This is a genomic window from Burkholderia sp. BCC0397, from assembly GCF_902832865.1.
Classification (GTDB): Bacteria; Pseudomonadota; Gammaproteobacteria; order Burkholderiales; family Burkholderiaceae; genus Burkholderia.
The window spans coordinates 59089-74982 of the sequence record NZ_CADFDL010000001.1; the positions used below are offsets into that span (position 1 = coordinate 59089).

The 15894-nt window shown below is 66.9% G+C and carries 17 protein-coding genes; 12 read left to right on the top strand and 5 right to left on the bottom strand.

All coding sequences use genetic code 11. The annotated features are described in order from the left end of the window. Window position 1: 1 nt before the first annotated feature. Complete coding sequence (gcvA, locus tag HWX03_RS00275) at window positions 2-892, bottom strand: transcriptional regulator GcvA (protein ID WP_175869827.1); 891 nt, start codon at window positions 890-892, stop codon at window positions 2-4. Window positions 893-1026: 134 nt separating this feature from the next. On the opposite strand from gcvA, the gene HWX03_RS00280 reads away from it, so the two are divergent. Together HWX03_RS00280 and HWX03_RS00285 are read left to right on the top strand one after the other, a co-directional pair. Then, entirely contained in the window at window positions 1027-1731 is a 705-nt protein-coding gene (locus HWX03_RS00280; protein WP_175869828.1) for an SDR family oxidoreductase, read from the top strand. A 203-nt stretch (window positions 1732-1934) separates the two neighbouring features. Continuing rightward, window positions 1935-3212, top strand: coding sequence for an epoxide hydrolase (locus HWX03_RS00285; protein WP_175869829.1), 1278 nt, complete (start codon window positions 1935-1937; stop codon window positions 3210-3212). 116 nt (window positions 3213-3328) lie between these two features. Here the strand turns inward: HWX03_RS00285 and HWX03_RS00290 are convergent, their stop codons facing one another. Beyond that, window positions 3329-3724, bottom strand: coding sequence for a hypothetical protein (locus HWX03_RS00290; protein ID WP_175869830.1), 396 nt, complete (start codon window positions 3722-3724; stop codon window positions 3329-3331). A 540-nt stretch (window positions 3725-4264) separates the two neighbouring features. Between HWX03_RS00290 and HWX03_RS00295 the strand changes: the two genes are divergently transcribed. The 10 genes from HWX03_RS00295 to HWX03_RS00340 all read left to right on the top strand — a co-directional run bounded on the left by HWX03_RS00295 (window position 4265) and on the right by HWX03_RS00340 (window position 13917). Further along, entirely contained in the window at window positions 4265-5308 is a 1044-nt protein-coding gene (locus HWX03_RS00295; protein ID WP_175818880.1) for an alpha/beta hydrolase, read from the top strand. Next, window positions 5308-5850, top strand: a complete 543-nt coding sequence (locus HWX03_RS00300; RefSeq protein ID WP_175869831.1) for a cytochrome P460 family protein — start codon at window positions 5308-5310, stop codon at window positions 5848-5850. The genes HWX03_RS00295 and HWX03_RS00300 overlap by 1 nt, the downstream gene beginning before the upstream one ends. Before the next feature lie 278 nt (window positions 5851-6128). After that, window positions 6129-6476, top strand: a complete 348-nt coding sequence (locus HWX03_RS00305; RefSeq protein WP_175869832.1) for a DUF4148 domain-containing protein — start codon at window positions 6129-6131, stop codon at window positions 6474-6476. A gap of 84 nt (window positions 6477-6560) precedes the next feature. Next, the gene (locus HWX03_RS00310; protein ID WP_175869833.1) at window positions 6561-7352 is read left to right on the top strand and encodes an alpha/beta hydrolase; all 792 of its coding nucleotides are present in this window, start codon (window positions 6561-6563) and stop codon (window positions 7350-7352) included. A 76-nt stretch (window positions 7353-7428) separates the two neighbouring features. Then, window positions 7429-8829: an amidase family protein gene (locus HWX03_RS00315; RefSeq protein ID WP_175869834.1), complete on the top strand. Its 1401-nt coding sequence runs from the start codon at window positions 7429-7431 to the stop codon at window positions 8827-8829. 373 nt (window positions 8830-9202) lie between these two features. Beyond that, window positions 9203-9673 (top strand): rhodanese-like domain-containing protein, encoded by a 471-nt coding sequence (locus HWX03_RS00320; protein WP_175869835.1) that lies wholly within the window; start codon window positions 9203-9205, stop codon window positions 9671-9673. A 28-nt stretch (window positions 9674-9701) separates the two neighbouring features. After that, window positions 9702-10643, top strand: coding sequence for a serine O-acetyltransferase EpsC (epsC, locus tag HWX03_RS00325; protein ID WP_175869836.1), 942 nt, complete (start codon window positions 9702-9704; stop codon window positions 10641-10643). Between the two features lie 8 nt (window positions 10644-10651). Next, window positions 10652-10873: a helix-turn-helix transcriptional regulator gene (locus tag HWX03_RS00330; RefSeq protein WP_011356215.1), complete on the top strand. Its 222-nt coding sequence runs from the start codon at window positions 10652-10654 to the stop codon at window positions 10871-10873. A gap of 136 nt (window positions 10874-11009) precedes the next feature. Beyond that, a complete protein-coding gene (locus HWX03_RS00335; protein ID WP_006479760.1) occupies window positions 11010-11942 on the top strand; it encodes a family 2A encapsulin nanocompartment shell protein in 933 nt (310 codons plus the stop codon). Further along, window positions 11917-13917, top strand: coding sequence for a family 2A encapsulin nanocompartment cargo protein cysteine desulfurase (locus HWX03_RS00340; RefSeq protein ID WP_175869837.1), 2001 nt, complete (start codon window positions 11917-11919; stop codon window positions 13915-13917). The genes HWX03_RS00335 and HWX03_RS00340 overlap by 26 nt, the downstream gene beginning before the upstream one ends. Window positions 13918-13991: 74 nt before the next feature. Here the strand turns inward: HWX03_RS00340 and HWX03_RS00345 are convergent, their stop codons facing one another. The 3 genes from HWX03_RS00345 to HWX03_RS00355 all read right to left on the bottom strand — a co-directional run bounded on the left by HWX03_RS00345 (window position 13992) and on the right by HWX03_RS00355 (window position 15800). Further along, a complete protein-coding gene (locus HWX03_RS00345) occupies window positions 13992-14876 on the bottom strand; it encodes an acetylglutamate kinase (protein WP_175869838.1) in 885 nt (294 codons plus the stop codon). A 48-nt stretch (window positions 14877-14924) separates the two neighbouring features. Continuing rightward, on the bottom strand, window positions 14925-15446 hold the full coding sequence (locus HWX03_RS00350; protein WP_175869839.1) for a PTS sugar transporter subunit IIA: 522 nt from the start codon (window positions 15444-15446) through the stop codon (window positions 14925-14927). Window positions 15447-15578: 132 nt separating this feature from the next. Next, window positions 15579-15800, bottom strand: a complete 222-nt coding sequence (locus tag HWX03_RS00355; protein WP_175869840.1) for a hypothetical protein — start codon at window positions 15798-15800, stop codon at window positions 15579-15581. Window positions 15801-15894: the final 94 nt, after the last annotated feature.

Below are 15894 nucleotides of genomic sequence, written 5' to 3' on the forward strand. Positions count from 1 at the left end.
TTCAAGGTCGCCCGTCCGACGCGGCCCGGATCATCCACTCGCGCATCACCACGATCGCATCGTCGTCGCGGCGCTCGGCCGGATACACGAGATAAAACCCCATCGACAGCGGAAACGCGAAGTCGAACGGCTTGCACAGCCGTCCGGCGGCGATGTCGCGCTCGACGAGCGGCTCGGTCGCGAGCGCGATGCCCTGGCCGGCGACGGCCGCATCGATCGCGAGCGACGTCTGGTTGAAGCGCAGCCCCTTGTGCGGATCGATGTCGACCGGTTCGGGCATCGCAGCGAGGAACTCGGGCCACAGGTCGTGCGCGTCGTGCAGCAGCACCTGGCCAGCGAGCGCACGCGGCGAAGCCGGCGCGGTCAGCACCGAAGGGCTGCACACCGCATACACGTCGAGCGGGAACAGCGCGTGGGTGGCGAGATGCTTGCCGAACGGCGGCTTGCCGTAGCGGATCGCGAGATCGACGCCGTCGTGGCGGAACGTCGCGATGTGCGGGTCGGCGATCACGCGCACGTCGTAGTCGGGGTGCGCATCGGTGAACTGCGCGAGCCGCGGGATCAGCCACTTCGATGCGAACGACGGCGTCGTGCTGATCGTCAGCGCCGCGCGCCGTTTCACGAGCTTGTCGGTCGCGTCGGCGATCGCGTGCAGTGCGCGCTGCACGTCGGAGAAATACGCGGCGCCGTCGTGCGTGAGCGCGAGGCCGCGCGGCAGGCGCTCGAACAGCTTCAGGCCGAGCACGTCTTCGAGGTGGCGCACCTGCTGCGCGACGGCGCCCTGCGTGACGCCGATCTCGTCGGCGGCGGCGCGGAAATTGAGGTGCCGCGCGGATACTTCGAACGCACGAAGCGCATTCAGCGGCGGCAGGCGGGAAGGGCGTGGCGGCATCGTCAGGCTGTAGAAAAACTATCGGCTGGCGGCAGAAATACTGGTTCGACAGTCGGAATCGATGCGCCTACATTACCACCATGGCGCGCCGAATGGCGGCTGCGCGGCGGCAGAATCGGAGCGAGGAGCGGATCGTGACTGTAGAAAAAGTGGTGTTGATCACGGCGGCGGGCAAGGGCATGGGCGCGGCGATCGCGCGCGAACTGGCGGCGACGGGCTATCGCGTCGCGCTGATGTCGCCGTCGGGCAGCGCGGTGGCGCTCGGCGAGGAATTGGGCGGCTTCGGCATCAAGGGCTCGGTGACGGAAGAAGCCGATATCGACAAGCTCGTGCAGGAAACAGTCGCGCGCTACGGCCGGATCGACGCGGTCGTGAACAATACCGGCCATCCGCCGAAGGGCGAGCTGCTGGCGATCACCGACGACAACTGGCACGCGGGGCTCGACCTGATCCTGCTGAACGTGGTGCGCGTGATGCGCCGCGTGACGCCGATCTTCCAGAAGCAGGGCGGCGGCACGGTAGTGAACATCTCGAGCTTCGCGGCGGACGCGCCCGAGCAGCCGATGCCCGTGTCGTCGGCGTTGCGCGCGGCGCTGAGCGCATGGACACGCCTGTACGCGGAACGCTATGCGGCCGAGAACATCCGGATGAACGCGGTGCTGCCGGGCTTCATCGACAGCTGGCCGGAAACGCCGGAGATCGTCGCACGCATTCCGGCCGGCCGCTTCGGCAAGACCGGCGAGATCGCGAAGACGGTCGCGTTCCTGCTGTCGGACGGCGCGGGCTACATCACCGGGCAGAACATTCGCGTCGATGGCGCGATCGTGAAGGCGCTCTGAGCGTCACACGGGCGAGCGGCCGCGCAAGCGTGTTCGCTCGCCGCGCAGCAGCTACAAACGCGTACAAATCAGACAAATTCGCGATACATCAGACCTTTCAAATGGGCGACGCCGCGTGACGAGGGCGCGCCGGATTGAAAGCCTGGGCGCGATCCCGCGTGCGGCATGTTCACTTTCCACTTCACGAAAGGAGATGCCGAACGATGTCTTCCACACCGTTTTCCCCAATGCGTCGCCACCTACTGGCCACTTCCGTGGCCGCCGGGGTCTCGGCGATGCTGCCCACCGGGCTGCATGCCGCCACCGGCGCGAGCGGCATACGCCCGTTCACCGCGCATATTCCCGATGAAGCCGTGGCCGACCTGCGCCGCCGCATTGCCGCGACGCGCTGGCCGGGCCGCGAGACCGTCGCCGACGAATCGCAGGGCGTGCGGCTCGCGCGCATGCAGGCGCTGCTGGGCTACTGGGGCACCGACTACGACTGGCGCAAGGGCGAGGCGCGCCTGAACGGTTTCCCGATGTTCATCACCGAAATCGACGGGCTCGACATTCATTTCATTCACGTGCGGTCGCGGCACGAGAACGCAATGCCGATGATCATGACGCACGGCTGGCCCGGTTCGATCTTCGAGCTGCTGAAGGCGATCGGCCCGCTGACCGATCCGACCGCGCACGGCGCGAGCGCGGACGATGCATTCCACGTCGTCGTGCCGTCGCTGCCGGGCTTCGGTTTCTCGGGCCGGCCGACGAAGACCGGCTGGGGTTCCGACCACATCGCGCGAGCGTGGGGCGAACTGATGGCGCGGCTCGGCTATACGCGCTTCGTGTCGCAGGGCGGCGACTGCGGCTCGGTGATCTCGCATCGAATGGCGATGCAGCGCGTGCAGGGCCTGGCCGGGATTCACGTGAACATGCCGGCGACGGTGCCGCCGGATATCGCGACGCTGCTCGCGACCGATGCGCCCGCGCCGGCTTCGCTGTCGCCGAAGGAGAAGGCCGCGTACGAGAAGCTCGCGACGTTCTATCGCGACAACTGCGGCTACTCGGCGATGATGGTCACGCGGCCGCAGACGGTCGGCTATGCGCTTGCGGATTCGCCGTCCGGGCAGGCTGCGTGGATGTACGACAAAATCTCGCAGTGGACGTACAGCGGCGGCGTGCCCGAGCGCTCGATTCCGCGCGACGAGATCCTCGACGACATTTCGTTGTACTGGCTGACGAACACAGCGACGTCGGCCGCGCAGATCTACTGGGAGGATCACTCGAACAACTTCAACGCAGTGGATATCTCGCTGCCGGCGGCGATTACCGTGTTTCCGGGCGAGATCTACCAGGCGCCGCGCAGTTGGGCCGAGCGCAGTTATCACAACCTGATCTACTTCAACGAAGTCGACAAGGGCGGACACTTCGCGGCATGGGAGGAGCCGGAACTGTTTGCGCGTGAAGTGCGGGCGGGGTTCCGGCCGTTGCGGCGCGTGTAAGCGGGGTTGCACGACGAACACGGGCCAGCGGTTGTGCGGCCCGCGTTTTTGAAATGCCGGGTTTTCGACGTGGATCGATATTTATCGTCGGCAGTCGAGTGACGATAGATCTGCCGTCAAAAGAGACGGCAATCGCCTTGTGCATGTATCAACCAGGCGACGGTGGCCGCAATGAAATATACGCTGGCCAGCGTGACCAGGAATCCTCTCCACGTTACTTTGAATCTTCGAAGAAGCCAGGCAACCAGCGCGACGGCGGCACATGCCGCAAGTACGGTCCACAGATTGAGCGCATAGGGCACGAAGTCGTGCATGACGATGGCGGCTGACCAAAGCAACGCCCAGAACAATGCGCCACCGAGTGAACCGCAATACGGTGTAAAGAAGCCCAAAGTGCCCACGAACGCGAGTGTCGGGAGCCCGAGCAATGCCCAGAGTATTCCGACCCAGAGTGGCCGCAGGCTTTGGGCTGGCTTCAACGGCGGGATAGTTTGTTCATGTATATCTGTCAATTGAATCACCTGACGTCGAGTGGATAGCGGTGTGCAACAACCGCTTCTGCTTTTCTCCCGGCAGACATGCCGGCTACGCAACCGCTTGCAACGCCTGCGCGAGTCGCTTGTCGCGCAAGATGCGCGACATTGAACCGGCAGTACTTCGACGGACGATCGGCTTGCGGCGAAGACACCTCACCGGGTGCGGGAATCATCCCACGCTCGAGCCTCGCCTGTGCGAGCTGCATCGAATCGGGCCAGCCGGGCAGCGCGGCCCACAGATACAGGTTCTGTTCTGACGGACCGGCGCATGGGGACCGCGTGTGCCGCGCGATCGCCCGAAAGTGTCGTTTCTCGCGCGATTTTTGAATCGCCGTGTGTCGTGTTCGCAGACAGATACGTTGGGATACAAAGCCTCCGGATGGTTCGGATATAAAACCGGTGAAGCGATTCACACGGCGGCGCGGTGCCATGCGCTGCCGCTGCGAATGGCGACACCCGATTGCCCGCACGTGCCGCGGGCCCCTTCCTTAGCGATCGACAATGGAGAAACGAGTCATGCCTGATACCGTGAACACCCGCCGCCGCCTGATCCTGGGCACCACGCTGGCAAGCCTGAGCCTGGCCGACCTCGGCTTTAGCGCGCTGGCGCATGCGCAGTCGGCGCCCGATGCATCGACGGCGAAGCGCCCGGCCGGCGCCGCGTCGCTGGGCACGATCCACCAGATCGACGCGGGCGTGCTCAACGTCGGTTATGCGGATCTCGGGCCGAAGCAGGGCCCGGTCGTGTTCCTGCTGCACGGCTGGCCGTACGACATCTACAGCTACGCAGAAGTCGCGCCGCTGCTCGTCGCGGCCGGCTATCGCGTGATCGTGCCGTACCTGCGCGGCTACGGCTCGACGACGTTCCGCTCGGCCGACACGGTGCGCAACGGCCAGCAGGCGGTGACGGCCGTCGATATCGTCGCGCTGATGGACGCGCTGAAGATCGATCGCGCGGTGTTCGGCGGCTACGACTGGGGCGCGCGCACGGCCGACGTCATCGCGGCGCTGTGGCCGCAGCGCGTGAAGGCGCTGGTGTCGGTGAGCGGCTACCTGATCGGCAGCCAGGCGGCGAACGCCAAGCCGCTGCCGCCGCAGGCCGAATTCCAGTGGTGGTATCAGTTCTACTTCACGACCGAGCGCGGCGAACTCGGCTACGCACAGAACCGCGATGCGTTCAACAAGCTGATCTGGCAACTCGCGTCGCCGAAGTGGCAGTTCTCCGACGAGACCTATGCGCGGTCGGCAGCATCGTTCCGGAATCCCGACCACGTGGCCGTCGTGATCCACAACTATCGCTGGCGTCTCGGGCTCGCGAAGGGCGAAGCGCAATACGACGACATCGAGCGGCGTCTCGCGGCCGGGCCCGCGATCACCGTGCCGACGATCACGATGGAAGGCGACGCGAACGGCGCGCCGCATCCGGAGCCGGCCGCGTACGCGAAGAAGTTCACCGGCAAGTACCAGCATCGGACGATCACCGGCGGCATCGGCCACAACCTGCCGCAGGAAGCGCCGCAGGCATTCGCCGATGCAATCCTGCAAGTGGAGCATCTGTGATGCGGGCCCGCGTAAGGGTGTGGCGGCGCGGTGCGCGCCGTGGGCTCGTCGCGGGTGTGCTGCTGGTCGGCGCGTGGTCGGCAAGCGGCCCGGCCGCGTTCGCGGAACAGCCGAAGCCGGCCGCGGCCGCGTCGCCGATCTATGGCGTGACGATTCCGCCCGGCTACCGGAAGTGGGAAATGGTCGCGCCGGCCGAAGAGGCCGCACCGCTCGACGAACTGCGCGTGGTGCTCGGCAACCCGGTCGCGATCCGCGCGCTCGAACAGGCGACGCTGCCGTTCCCGGACGGCACGATCCTCGTGAAGCTCGCGTACAAGCGCAAGCAGTCCGACGAGTTCGCGCCCGCGACGGTGCCCGGGCAGGCGACGACCGTGCAGGTGATGGTGAAGGACTCGCGCCGCTATGCCGCGACGGGCGGCTGGGGGTTCGGGCGCTTCATCAACGGCGTGCCGGCCGATATCGGCCAGCATCAGACATGCTTTGCGTGCCATCAGGCGCGGGTGAAGAACCACGACTATGTGTTCACGCGGCTCGCGCCGTGACGTGATATGACGGTGTGAAGGTGACGGAAAGGCGTGCCCTGCGAGGCACGCTTTTTTTCGTGGTGCGCAGGGAACGGTGGAGCGCATCGGCAAGCGGGTTTGTATCGCACTGTATCTGCGGCCGTTCCTGAAAAACTGGCATGCAGAAAGCCCGGTTTCGGAAACATGCCGGATACGTGCGCGGGTTCTACTGTCGACATGCAGCAAACGTTCGGTGCAAGACGTTCACACCGGATGCCCAGTGATCGACACGTCAACTTTGTTCCAGGAGAACCTTCATGAAAGCCGCTCGAATCCTCGCCGTTGCCGTACTCGCCGTCGCCCCCGCGCTGTCGTTCGCCGATACCGGCCACAGCCTCACGCGTGCTGAAGTGCGCGCCGACCTCATCCGTCTCGAGAAGGCCGGCTACAACCCGGCCGGCAGCGAAGCGCACTACCCGGACGACATCGCCGCCGCACAGAACGCCGTCGCGGCTGCCGAGCAGGTCGCGCGTTCCGACCAGAACGGCCCGTCGAAGTCGCAAGACGACAACGTGGCCGACGCGTCGGCGCCGGCCGGCCATCGCGAAGCCGCGCAGTCGCGCGCCGCACGTAACGCCGCCGACGACCTGTACGCCCATTCGTGATCCGGCGCCGCGCCTGACGCATGCAGGCGCGGCCGCTACGACAGTATTTCACTTCAACGACACAATAAAGCAAGGAGCATGACGATGGCCGGTTTGATGAAACGCGTTCTGGTATCTGCCGCGATGATCGGCGGACTGTTCGGTGCGGTCGCGGCGCAGGCCGCGCCGAAGGAAGACCTGAAGGGCACCAACGTCGTGCTCGTGCACGGCGCGTTCGCCGACGGGTCGAGCTGGAACCGCGTGATTCCGCTGCTCGAGGCGCGCGGGCTGCACGTGGTGTCGGTGCAGAATCCGCTGAGCTCGCTCGCCGACGACGCGGCCGCGACGAAGCGCACGATCGACGAACAGAAAGGGCCGGTCGTGCTGGTCGGCCATTCGTGGGCCGGCGTCGTGATCAGCGACGCGGGCAACGACGACAAGGTGAAGTCGCTCGTGTACGTCGCGGCGTTCGCACCCGACAACGGCCAGTCGATCGCCGACGTCACGCAGGGCCTGCCGGCGCCGTCATGGGCCGGCGAACTGCGCAAGGACGCCGGCGGTTTCGCACGGCTGTCGGACAAGGCGATCGCGCAGGATTTCGCGCCCGATTTGCCGCCCGCGCAGCAGCGCATCGTTGCCGCGACCCAGGGGCCGTGGTATAGCGGGTGCATCTCGGAGAAGGTCACGCAGGCAGCCTGGCATGCGAAGCCGTCGACGTTCGTCGTCGCGGCGCAGGACCGGATGATCGATCCGACGCTACAGGAAGCGATGGCGAAACGGATCGGCGCGACGGTCGCGCGCGTGAACGCCAGCCACGTCGCGATGCTGAGCCAGCCGAAGGCCGTGGCCGACGCGATCATCGCTGCCGCCGAGCGCGCGAAGCAGGATACGCAGTGAGCGAATGCGGCGCCGCGCTTTCGTGAGGAGGCGCGCGCCGTGAGTGATTGTGATGTCTTTCCCCCGAGGAGAAGTCATGACGCAACTCTGGCAACTGTCGGCAACCGAACTCGCGAAACGCGTGCGGCAGCGCGACGTGTCTGCGCGCGAAGTGGCGGACGCCGTGCTCGATCGTCTCGATGCAGTGAATCCGGCGATCAACGCGGTGGTCGAACACCGCCCCGACGACGTGCGGCGGCAGGCCGACGAAGTCGATCGCGCAATCGCGCGCGGCGACGATCCGGGGCCGCTCGCGGGCGTGCCCGTCACCGTGAAGATCAACATCGATCAGGCCGGCTTTGCGACGACCAACGGCACGCGCCTGCAGGAAAACCTGATCGCGCATGCCGACAGCCCGGTGGTCGCCAACATTCGCAAGGCGGGCGGGGTGCTGCTCGGCCGCACCAATTCGCCGACGTTCGCGTTGCGCTGGTTCACGTCGAATCTCGTGCATGGCCGCACGCGCAATCCGCGCAACCCGTCGCTGACGCCGGGCGGATCGAGCGGCGGCGCGGCGGCGGCCGTGGCCGCCGGGATCGGCCCGCTCGCGGTCGGCACCGACATCGGCGGCTCGGTGCGCTACCCGGCTTATGCGTGCGGCGTACACGGCATCCGGCCGTCGCTCGGTCGCGTGCCGGCATTCAATGCATCGTCGCCCGAGCGGGCGATCGGCGCGCAACTGATGTCGACGGCCGGGCCGATCGCGCGCACGATCGACGATCTCTCGCTCGCGCTGCGGGCGTTCTCCGCGCCGGATCCGCGCGATCCGTGGCACGTCGCGGTGCCGTTCGACGGGCGCGAGGTGCCGAAGCACGCGGCGCTGTGCGTGCGTCCGCGCGGCCTGGAGGTCGTGCCCGAAGTCGAGGCCGCGTTGCGCGATGCTGCGCGCAGGCTGGTCGATGCCGGCTGGACCGTCGACGAGATCGACGATACGCCGCCGATGCGCGAGGCTGCGTTGTTGCAGGAGCAGCTGTGGCTCGGCGACGGGTTCGGCGCGCTGGCGAACGCGGTCGAGCAAGATGGCGATCCGGGCGCGGCTGCGGTGATCGCCGCCGTGCGCGGCAAGGTGCGCGATCTGCCGGCCGATGTGATCAGCCGCGCGCTGGTCCGGCGCACGACGCTGACGCGAGAGTGGCGGCTGTTTCTCGATGAATATGCGGTGTTGCTGCTGCCTGTTTCGTCGGAACTGCCGTTTCCCGACGATCTCGATCGGCAGGGGCCGGACGGCTTCGAACGCGTGTGGGAAGCGCAGCTCACGTTGCGCGCGCTGCCCGCGATGGGGCTGCCGGGGCTGGCCGTCACGACGTCGCTCGCGAATGGCGTGCCGGTGGGCGTGCAGGTGGTGGCCTCGCATCATCGCGAGGATCTGTGTCTGCTCGCGGGGCGCGATATCGAGGCGCGTGGCGTGCCGGTTGCGGTGGTTGATCCGGTGGTGTGATGTACTGAGGGCATGTGCATCGGCGAGGCTCGGTGGCTTCGTCGGTGCATGGCGTGATCCGCGCCATTTCGGATTCCATGACGATGCGCCGAATGTTGCGCTGATCGTCCTCATCCTTCCTTTCAAGTCCCTTCGATGCGCGACATCGAACGGCCCTCGTCTTCCCCTTCCAGCCCGCCAGCGACCGCGCATCGATAGCGCTCCTCTGCTATTGCATTCCCCGCGGCGCTGATTAGGAAATGAATTTTTATTGGTTCTGCTTCCCCGACCGCACTCGCATAGTGGCGCTGACGGCTATAGACAGCACGCAAGCTGCAACGGCCGCATTCCCGGTGTTTTTGTTCATACGAATCTGCGAAAACGAGGAAGTGTCATGACGGTTGAACTGCAAGAACGAACCGCTGCGCAGCAGGCGCTCGAAGACGCGCGCGCGGCAGCCGTGGCGGCCGGCACGCCCTATGCGGGCGGCGTCGCGCCGGCAGCCGCGTGGGCGCTGTTCTCGGCGGGCGACGCATTGCTGGTGGACGTGCGCACGGCCGAGGAACGTAAATTCGTCGGTTACGTGCCGGAGTCGCTGCACGTGCCGTGGGCGACCGGCACGAGCCTGACGCGCAACCCGCGCTTCGTGCGCGAACTGGAAGCGAAGACCGGCAAGGACGCGGTCGTGCTGCTGTTGTGCCGCAGCGGCAACCGCTCGGCGCAGGCGGCGGAGGCCGCGGCGAAGGGTGGTTTCAAGCAGGTATTCAATGTGCTCGAAGGCTTCGAGGGCGACCTCGACGAGCGGCAGCATCGCGGCGGCCAGAACGGCTGGCGCTTTCGCGGCCTGCCGTGGGCGCAGGATTGATTCACGGCCGTTACGGGGAGAAAGCAGCATGGCCGCATTCGATATCGACGACATCGTTCAATCGCTGCAGACGGTGCGCCGCGCATGGCGCGAAAAGCAGCGGCGCTCGCTCGAACCGGGCGGGCGCGATTTGCCGGCGCGCGAAGCGCTCGCGCAGATCGTCGGCGCGCTGAAGGGCGTGCTGTTCCCGATGCGGCTCGGGCCGCCCGACCTGCGGCAGGAAAGCGAAAACTTCCACGTGGCCCACGCGCTCGACGCGGCGCTGAATGCGCTGCTCGCACAGGTGACGCTCGAATTGCGCTACGCGGCACGTCAGCGCAATGCCGACGGGCCGCCGCTCGATCGCATCGATGAAGTCGCGTCGACGGCCGTGCAGGCATTCGCCGCGCGCTTGCCGGAGATTCGCCGGCTGCTCGACAGCGACGTGCTGGCGGCATTCCACGGCGATCCGGCGGCCGGCAGCGTCGACGAAGTGCTGCTGTGCTATCCGGGCATCCTCGCGATGATCCACCACCGGCTCGCGCACGAGCTGTACGGGCTCGGCCTGCCGCTGCTCGCGCGGATCATCGCCGAGCAGGCGCATGCGGAAACGGGCATCGACATTCATCCGGGCGCGCGCATCGGCGCGGGCTTCTTCATCGACCATGGCACGGGCGTCGTGATCGGCGAGACGGCGATCATCGGCGAGCGCGTGCGCGTGTACCAGGCCGTCACGCTCGGCGCGAAGCGCTTTCCGCGCGATGCGGCCGGCCATCTGGAGAAAGGGCTCGCGCGCCATCCGATCGTCGAGGACGACGTCGTGATCTATGCGGGCGCAACGATCCTCGGCCGCGTGACGATCGGGCGCGGCGCGGTGATTGGCGGCAACGTATGGCTCACGCAGGACGTGCCGGCCGGTGAAAACGTCACGCAGGCCGTGCTCCGCAGCGAAGCGAACGCCGTGCCGCGCACGGCGGCGCACGTCGCCTAGGAGGCGCGATGAGCGACCTCATCCATCACTTCGGCGCCAACGTGCGCAAGCTGCGCGAAGCGCGCACGTGGTCGCAGGAGCAGTTGGCCGAGCATGCGGGGCTGAACCGCTCGTACGTCGGCGAGATCGAGCGCGGCGAGGCGATCGCGTCGATCGTCACGGCCGACAAGATCGCACGCGCGTTCGACGTGTCGATCTCGACGCTGCTGCCGGGCGCGTACGTCACCTGAGGTCGCCCCGCATCGTTTCCCCTTCGGTTGCATGACCTGACGGCTATAGCATGTTGAGCCGGCAGGGGCGTGCTTCCGATAATCACCGAGCGTCATAAGCAATCCCGTTTTTCATCTTAAGAACCCGGAGCCACACATGTCGACCGTTGCAAGCGGCACGGCCGCGCTGAGCGATCACGCCGCCCGCCAACTAGCGAACGCTACCAAGACCGTCCCGCAGCTTTCCACGATCACGCCGCGCTGGCTGACCCATCTGCTGCAATGGGTGCCGGTCGAGGCCGGCATCTATCGCCTGAACCAGGTGAAGAACCCGGAAGCGGTGCGCGCCGCGTGCACGCAGCTCGAGGATGAAAGCGTGCTGCCGCAGACCTTCGTGCCGTACGAGGAACAGCCGCGCGAGTACTTCCTCAACGCGGTGAGCACGGTGCTCGACGTGCATACGCGGATCTCCGATCTCTACAGCAGTCCTCATGACCAGATCAAGGAACAGCTGCGCCTGACGATCGAGACGATCAAGGAGCTGCAGGAAAGCCAGCTGATCAACAACCCCGATTACGGGCTGCTCGCGAACGTGACCGACGAACAGCGGATCTTCCCGCTGACGGGCGCGCCGACGCCGGACGATCTCGACGAGTTGCTGACGAAGGTGTGGAAGGAGCCGGCATTCTTCCTCACGCACCCGCTCGCGATCGCCGCGTTCGGCCGCGAATGCACGCGGCGCGGCGTGCCGCCGCCGACGGTCAGCCTGTTCGGCTCGCAGTTCCTGACGTGGCGCGGCATTCCGCTGATTCCGTCGGACAAGGTACCGGTCGCGGACGGCAAGACCAAGATCCTGCTGCTGCGCGTCGGCGACAAGCGCCAGGGCGTCGTCGGCCTGTATCAGCCGGGCGTCGCGGGCGAGCAGGGGCCGGGCCTGTCGGTGCGCTTCATGGGGATCAACAACCAGGCGATCGCGTCGTACCTGATCTCGCTGTATTGCTCGCTCGCGGTCCATTCGCCGGATGCGCTAGCTGTCCTCGATGACGTCGAAATCGCCAAGTTCCATGACTATCCCGACACCTACCGTTAATCCCGGCCTGGCCGGCGGCGACGCGCACGCGTTGCCGCATGCGCCGCTGCCGGCCGGCTTGCCCGACCCGGCGACGCTCGCGCGGCTCGCGTCCGAGTTCTTCGCGACGCCGCCCGGGCAGGCCACCGCGCCCGGGCTGTCGGCGGGCAGCGGCGCGGTCGGCGGCGTGCCGTCGGCATTGCCGGCGGCGGCGCCGATCCTCGCGTCCGTCAGCAATCCGGTGCCGGGCGGTTCGCCGCTCGCGGGCCCGGGCGGGGCGGGCACCGGCGTGCCGGGTCTTGCGTTGCCGCAAGGCAAGGTACCGGGCGCGAACCTCGCGCCGTCCGCGCCGACGCACGTGCTGTCGCTCGGCAACCGCGCACCCGCGCTCGCGCCGCATGCGGCTGCACAGAACGGGCTGCCCGACAACGCCGTGTCGATCGCGCCCGCGCTCGAACCGCGTGTCGGCGGCGCGGCGCTCGGCGTGCCGCAGGTGAACGCGGCCGCACCGGAAGGCGCGACGAAGGCGTCGCCGTACTACTTCACCGACGGTTCGCTGCAGGGCTGGCAGGCGACGCCGCAGGACATCGTCGTGCCGTCGAACGGCCTCGCGTCGCCGGAAGCGTTCGGGCTGCCGGGCGACGACGCGCTGCGCGCGCTGCTCGCCGTGCATCGCGACGTGCCGGTGTCGCGCGCGTCGGGTGCCGACGTGCCGTGCTACTTCATCGACGATGCGCAGGCAGCCGAGCCGCAAGGCCAACTGCATCGCGGCGCCCATCCGCCGTTCGACGTGAATGCGATCCGCCGCGATTTCCCGATCCTTCAGGAGCGCGTGAACGGCAAGCAGCTCGTCTGGTTCGACAACGCGGCGACGACGCACAAGCCGCAGGCCGTGATCGACCGCCTCGCATACTTCTACACACACGAGAACTCGAACATCCACCGCGCGGCGCACGCACTGGCCGGCCGCGCGACGGATGCGTACGAGCATGCACGGGAAACGGTGCAGCGCTTCATCGGCGCATCGTCGCCCGACGAAATCGTGTTCGTGCGCGGCACGACCGAGGCGATCAACCTGATCGCGAAGACGTGGGGCGTGCAGCACGTCGGCGAAGGCGACGAGATCGTCGTGTCGCATCTCGAGCATCACGCGAACATCGTGCCGTGGCAGCAGCTTGCCGCGCAGAAGGGCGCGAAGCTGCGCGTGATTCCGGTCGACGATTCGGGGCAGGTGCTGCTCGACGAATACCGGAAGCTGCTCAACGATCGCACGAAGATCGTGTCCGTCACGCAGGTGTCGAACGCGCTCGGCACGGTCGTGCCGGTGAAGGAGATCGTCGAGCTCGCGCATCGCGCGGGCGCGAAGGCGCTGGTCGACGGTGCGCAGTCGATCTCGCACATGCGTGTGGACGTGCAGGCGATCGCTGCGGATTTCTTCGTGTTCTCCGGGCACAAGATCTACGGGCCGACCGGGATCGGCGTCGTGTACGGCAAGCGCGCGATCCTCGACGACATGCCGCCGTGGCAGGGGGGCGGCAACATGATCGCGGACGTGACGTTCGAGCGCACGGTGTTCCAGCCGCCGCCGAACCGCTTCGAAGCCGGCACCGGCAACATCGCGGATGCGGTGGGGCTCGGCGCGGCGCTCGACTACGTGAACCGCGTCGGCATCGAGAACATCGCGCGCTACGAGCACGATTTGCTTGCGTACGCAACGAGTGTGCTCGCGCCGGTGCCGGGCGTGCGGCTCGTCGGTACCGCGCGCGACAAGGCGAGCGTGCTGTCGTTCGTGCTGAAGGGCTATGAAACCGAGGAAGTCGGGCAGGCGCTGAACGAAGAGGGCATCGCGGTGCGCTCGGGGCATCACTGTGCGCAACCGATCCTGCGGCGCTTCGGGCTCGAAGCCACGGTGCGGCCGTCGCTCGCGTTCTACAACACGTGCGATGAAGTCGATGCGCTGGTGCGAGTCGTGAGGAGACTGGCGGCGCGACGCTGACGTCGTTGCGATGTCGATGCTTGCCCGCTTGCGGCGGCCTTCGCGGGCCGCCGCAAGCGTTTTCATGCTACCGATCAGAAGCGCACGACCGGCTTCTGCTCGACACTGAACCCGTCGCGCAGCACGCACGCCGAATCGGCGAAGTAGCGGCGGATTTCCGACAACAGATCGGTGTTGCCGCGCCGGCAGAACACCACGCCCGATCCTTCCTCCGTCAACAGTTCATCGATCAGCGATTCGGGTTGTCCGAGATCGGCGAGATGGACGTTCTGCACGCCGTGCGCGAGCGCATCGAGCGCGTCCCGTACGCAAGGCGCTGCCTCGGCGGCCGGATGCTCGGCGAGCCATTGCTCGAGCTCCGTGATGCCGTACAGACCGGCAAGCTCGCCGAGTTCGCGCAGCAATGCGCTGCCGACCATCATCACCAGCGTGACGGCGCCCGTGCGTTGCGCGAACAGGCTGCCGAGCCGTTCCGGGCGCAGCAGGCGATCATGGCCCGCATCGTCCGGTGCGACCGGCATCACGACAGGCACCAGTCCGTTGTCGAGAAACGCATTCAACGCGGCGCCGTCGAACCGCGCGACCGCGCTCGTGTTCGCGCAGTCGGGTTCAGCGCTGGCGATCAGCAGGCCGCCGTCGTGACCGTCGATGCCGATCGCCCGGGCGCCGTGGCTGCCGATCAGGCGTACCAGTTCATGATTGACGCCGGCCATGGCGGCGTGCACGGTATGGACCGATTGCGTGGCGGACGCGGTCGGAATGCTTTGGATCACGATCGGGCGGATACCGGTGAGCGCGAGCAGCGCGACATCCTGCGCGAAGGCGGTGCGCCTGCGGGCGTCGCTCGCGGCGCCGCCGTCGACGATGACGACGGTCTGCCCATGCAGCGCCTGCATGAACGGCAGCGAGCGGGTCAGGCTGGCCACGCGTCGGGCGGGAGTTTCAGGGTCTGGGAACATGGGAATCCAAAATGATGAAGGGGATACCTGTCGTCGCACGATGTTGGGTCAAACAGTGCATTGCAGGAGCCGGTGAATCTCATCGGGCGTCTGCGCGTTGCGCGACGCCTGTCGCGTCGCGCGTTCGCTGAACCATCGCGCGGCATCGGCGAGCAGTTCGAGGTGCGCGCGGTCATCCGCTTGCGGCAGCACCAGCACGATGAACTCGCGCACGGGCTTGCAGTCCGGCGCGTTGAACGCGAATGGGTACCGAGCGCGAACGAACAGCGCGGCGGCCGAGCCGAGCCCGGCGACGCGTGCATGCGGAATCGCGACGCCTTGCCCAAGGCCGGTCGAGCCGAGTTGTTCGCGCTTGATCAGTTCGGCCTGGATCCGTTCCGCGGATACGACGTTGCTGCGCGCGACATGGCGTGCGACGAGGTCGAACAACTGGATCGCGCTTTCCACCGGCACGTCGAGCAGGATGTGGTCCGGCGGACAGGCGTCGGCGAGCCGAGCCGCGAACGACGTGCTACTGCGTCGGTGAGGGAGGTCGGATTGGCCGCCGACGGCGGCCTGCTGCGTTTGCATGCGGATCTCTCCGTGTCGGGATGACAGGGAAATCCTAGACAAACACGCGTAAAGACGGTGTCAGATACGCGGGGGCCGGGCATTAAAATTTCGTATCGAGCGCCGATGGAACTGCATCCGATACGGATGGCCTCAGGTGCCCGACAGCACGAACGGCAGCGTCGTCAGCAGAAACACCGAAATGCCGACGACCGGCGCACCGAACGCGATTGCCGCGAACGCCACCGCCGCGCTCGCCAGCACGAGCGTTCTCGACATCCGGCGATGCCGGTCGTGCGCCGTCGTTCGGTCCTCGCGGATGGCATGGGTCCGCGCGCCGATCACGTGTTTCCAGAACGTCAAGCCAAGCATCATTTCACTGCTCCTATATGAAAGACGATCGAGGCGGGGCGTGCGATGCTCCGCTATCGAAATTTCCGTGAATGAAATCAGTAATGCAAAGTAACTG

What these genes read in the sequence shown, in the direction of transcription:
- gcvA (WP_175869827.1), bottom strand. Translation starts at nt 892, where the DNA reads ATGCCGCCACGCCCTTCCCGCCTGCCGCCGCTGAATGCGCTTCGTGCG.
- HWX03_RS00285 (WP_175869829.1), top strand. Translation starts at nt 1,935, where the DNA reads ATGTCTTCCACACCGTTTTCCCCAATGCGTCGCCACCTACTGGCCACT.
- HWX03_RS00295 (WP_175818880.1), top strand. Translation starts at nt 4,265, where the DNA reads ATGCCTGATACCGTGAACACCCGCCGCCGCCTGATCCTGGGCACCACG.
- HWX03_RS00300 (WP_175869831.1), top strand. Translation starts at nt 5,308, where the DNA reads ATGCGGGCCCGCGTAAGGGTGTGGCGGCGCGGTGCGCGCCGTGGGCTC.
- HWX03_RS00305 (WP_175869832.1), top strand. Translation starts at nt 6,129, where the DNA reads ATGAAAGCCGCTCGAATCCTCGCCGTTGCCGTACTCGCCGTCGCCCCC.
- HWX03_RS00310 (WP_175869833.1), top strand. Translation starts at nt 6,561, where the DNA reads ATGGCCGGTTTGATGAAACGCGTTCTGGTATCTGCCGCGATGATCGGC.
- HWX03_RS00315 (WP_175869834.1), top strand. Translation starts at nt 7,429, where the DNA reads ATGACGCAACTCTGGCAACTGTCGGCAACCGAACTCGCGAAACGCGTG.
- HWX03_RS00320 (WP_175869835.1), top strand. Translation starts at nt 9,203, where the DNA reads ATGACGGTTGAACTGCAAGAACGAACCGCTGCGCAGCAGGCGCTCGAA.
- epsC (WP_175869836.1), top strand. Translation starts at nt 9,702, where the DNA reads ATGGCCGCATTCGATATCGACGACATCGTTCAATCGCTGCAGACGGTG.
- HWX03_RS00330 (WP_011356215.1), top strand. Translation starts at nt 10,652, where the DNA reads ATGAGCGACCTCATCCATCACTTCGGCGCCAACGTGCGCAAGCTGCGC.
- HWX03_RS00335 (WP_006479760.1), top strand. Translation starts at nt 11,010, where the DNA reads ATGTCGACCGTTGCAAGCGGCACGGCCGCGCTGAGCGATCACGCCGCC.
- HWX03_RS00340 (WP_175869837.1), top strand. Translation starts at nt 11,917, where the DNA reads ATGACTATCCCGACACCTACCGTTAATCCCGGCCTGGCCGGCGGCGAC.
- HWX03_RS00345 (WP_175869838.1), bottom strand. Translation starts at nt 14,876, where the DNA reads ATGTTCCCAGACCCTGAAACTCCCGCCCGACGCGTGGCCAGCCTGACC.
- HWX03_RS00350 (WP_175869839.1), bottom strand. Translation starts at nt 15,446, where the DNA reads ATGCAAACGCAGCAGGCCGCCGTCGGCGGCCAATCCGACCTCCCTCAC.
- HWX03_RS00355 (WP_175869840.1), bottom strand. Translation starts at nt 15,800, where the DNA reads ATGATGCTTGGCTTGACGTTCTGGAAACACGTGATCGGCGCGCGGACC.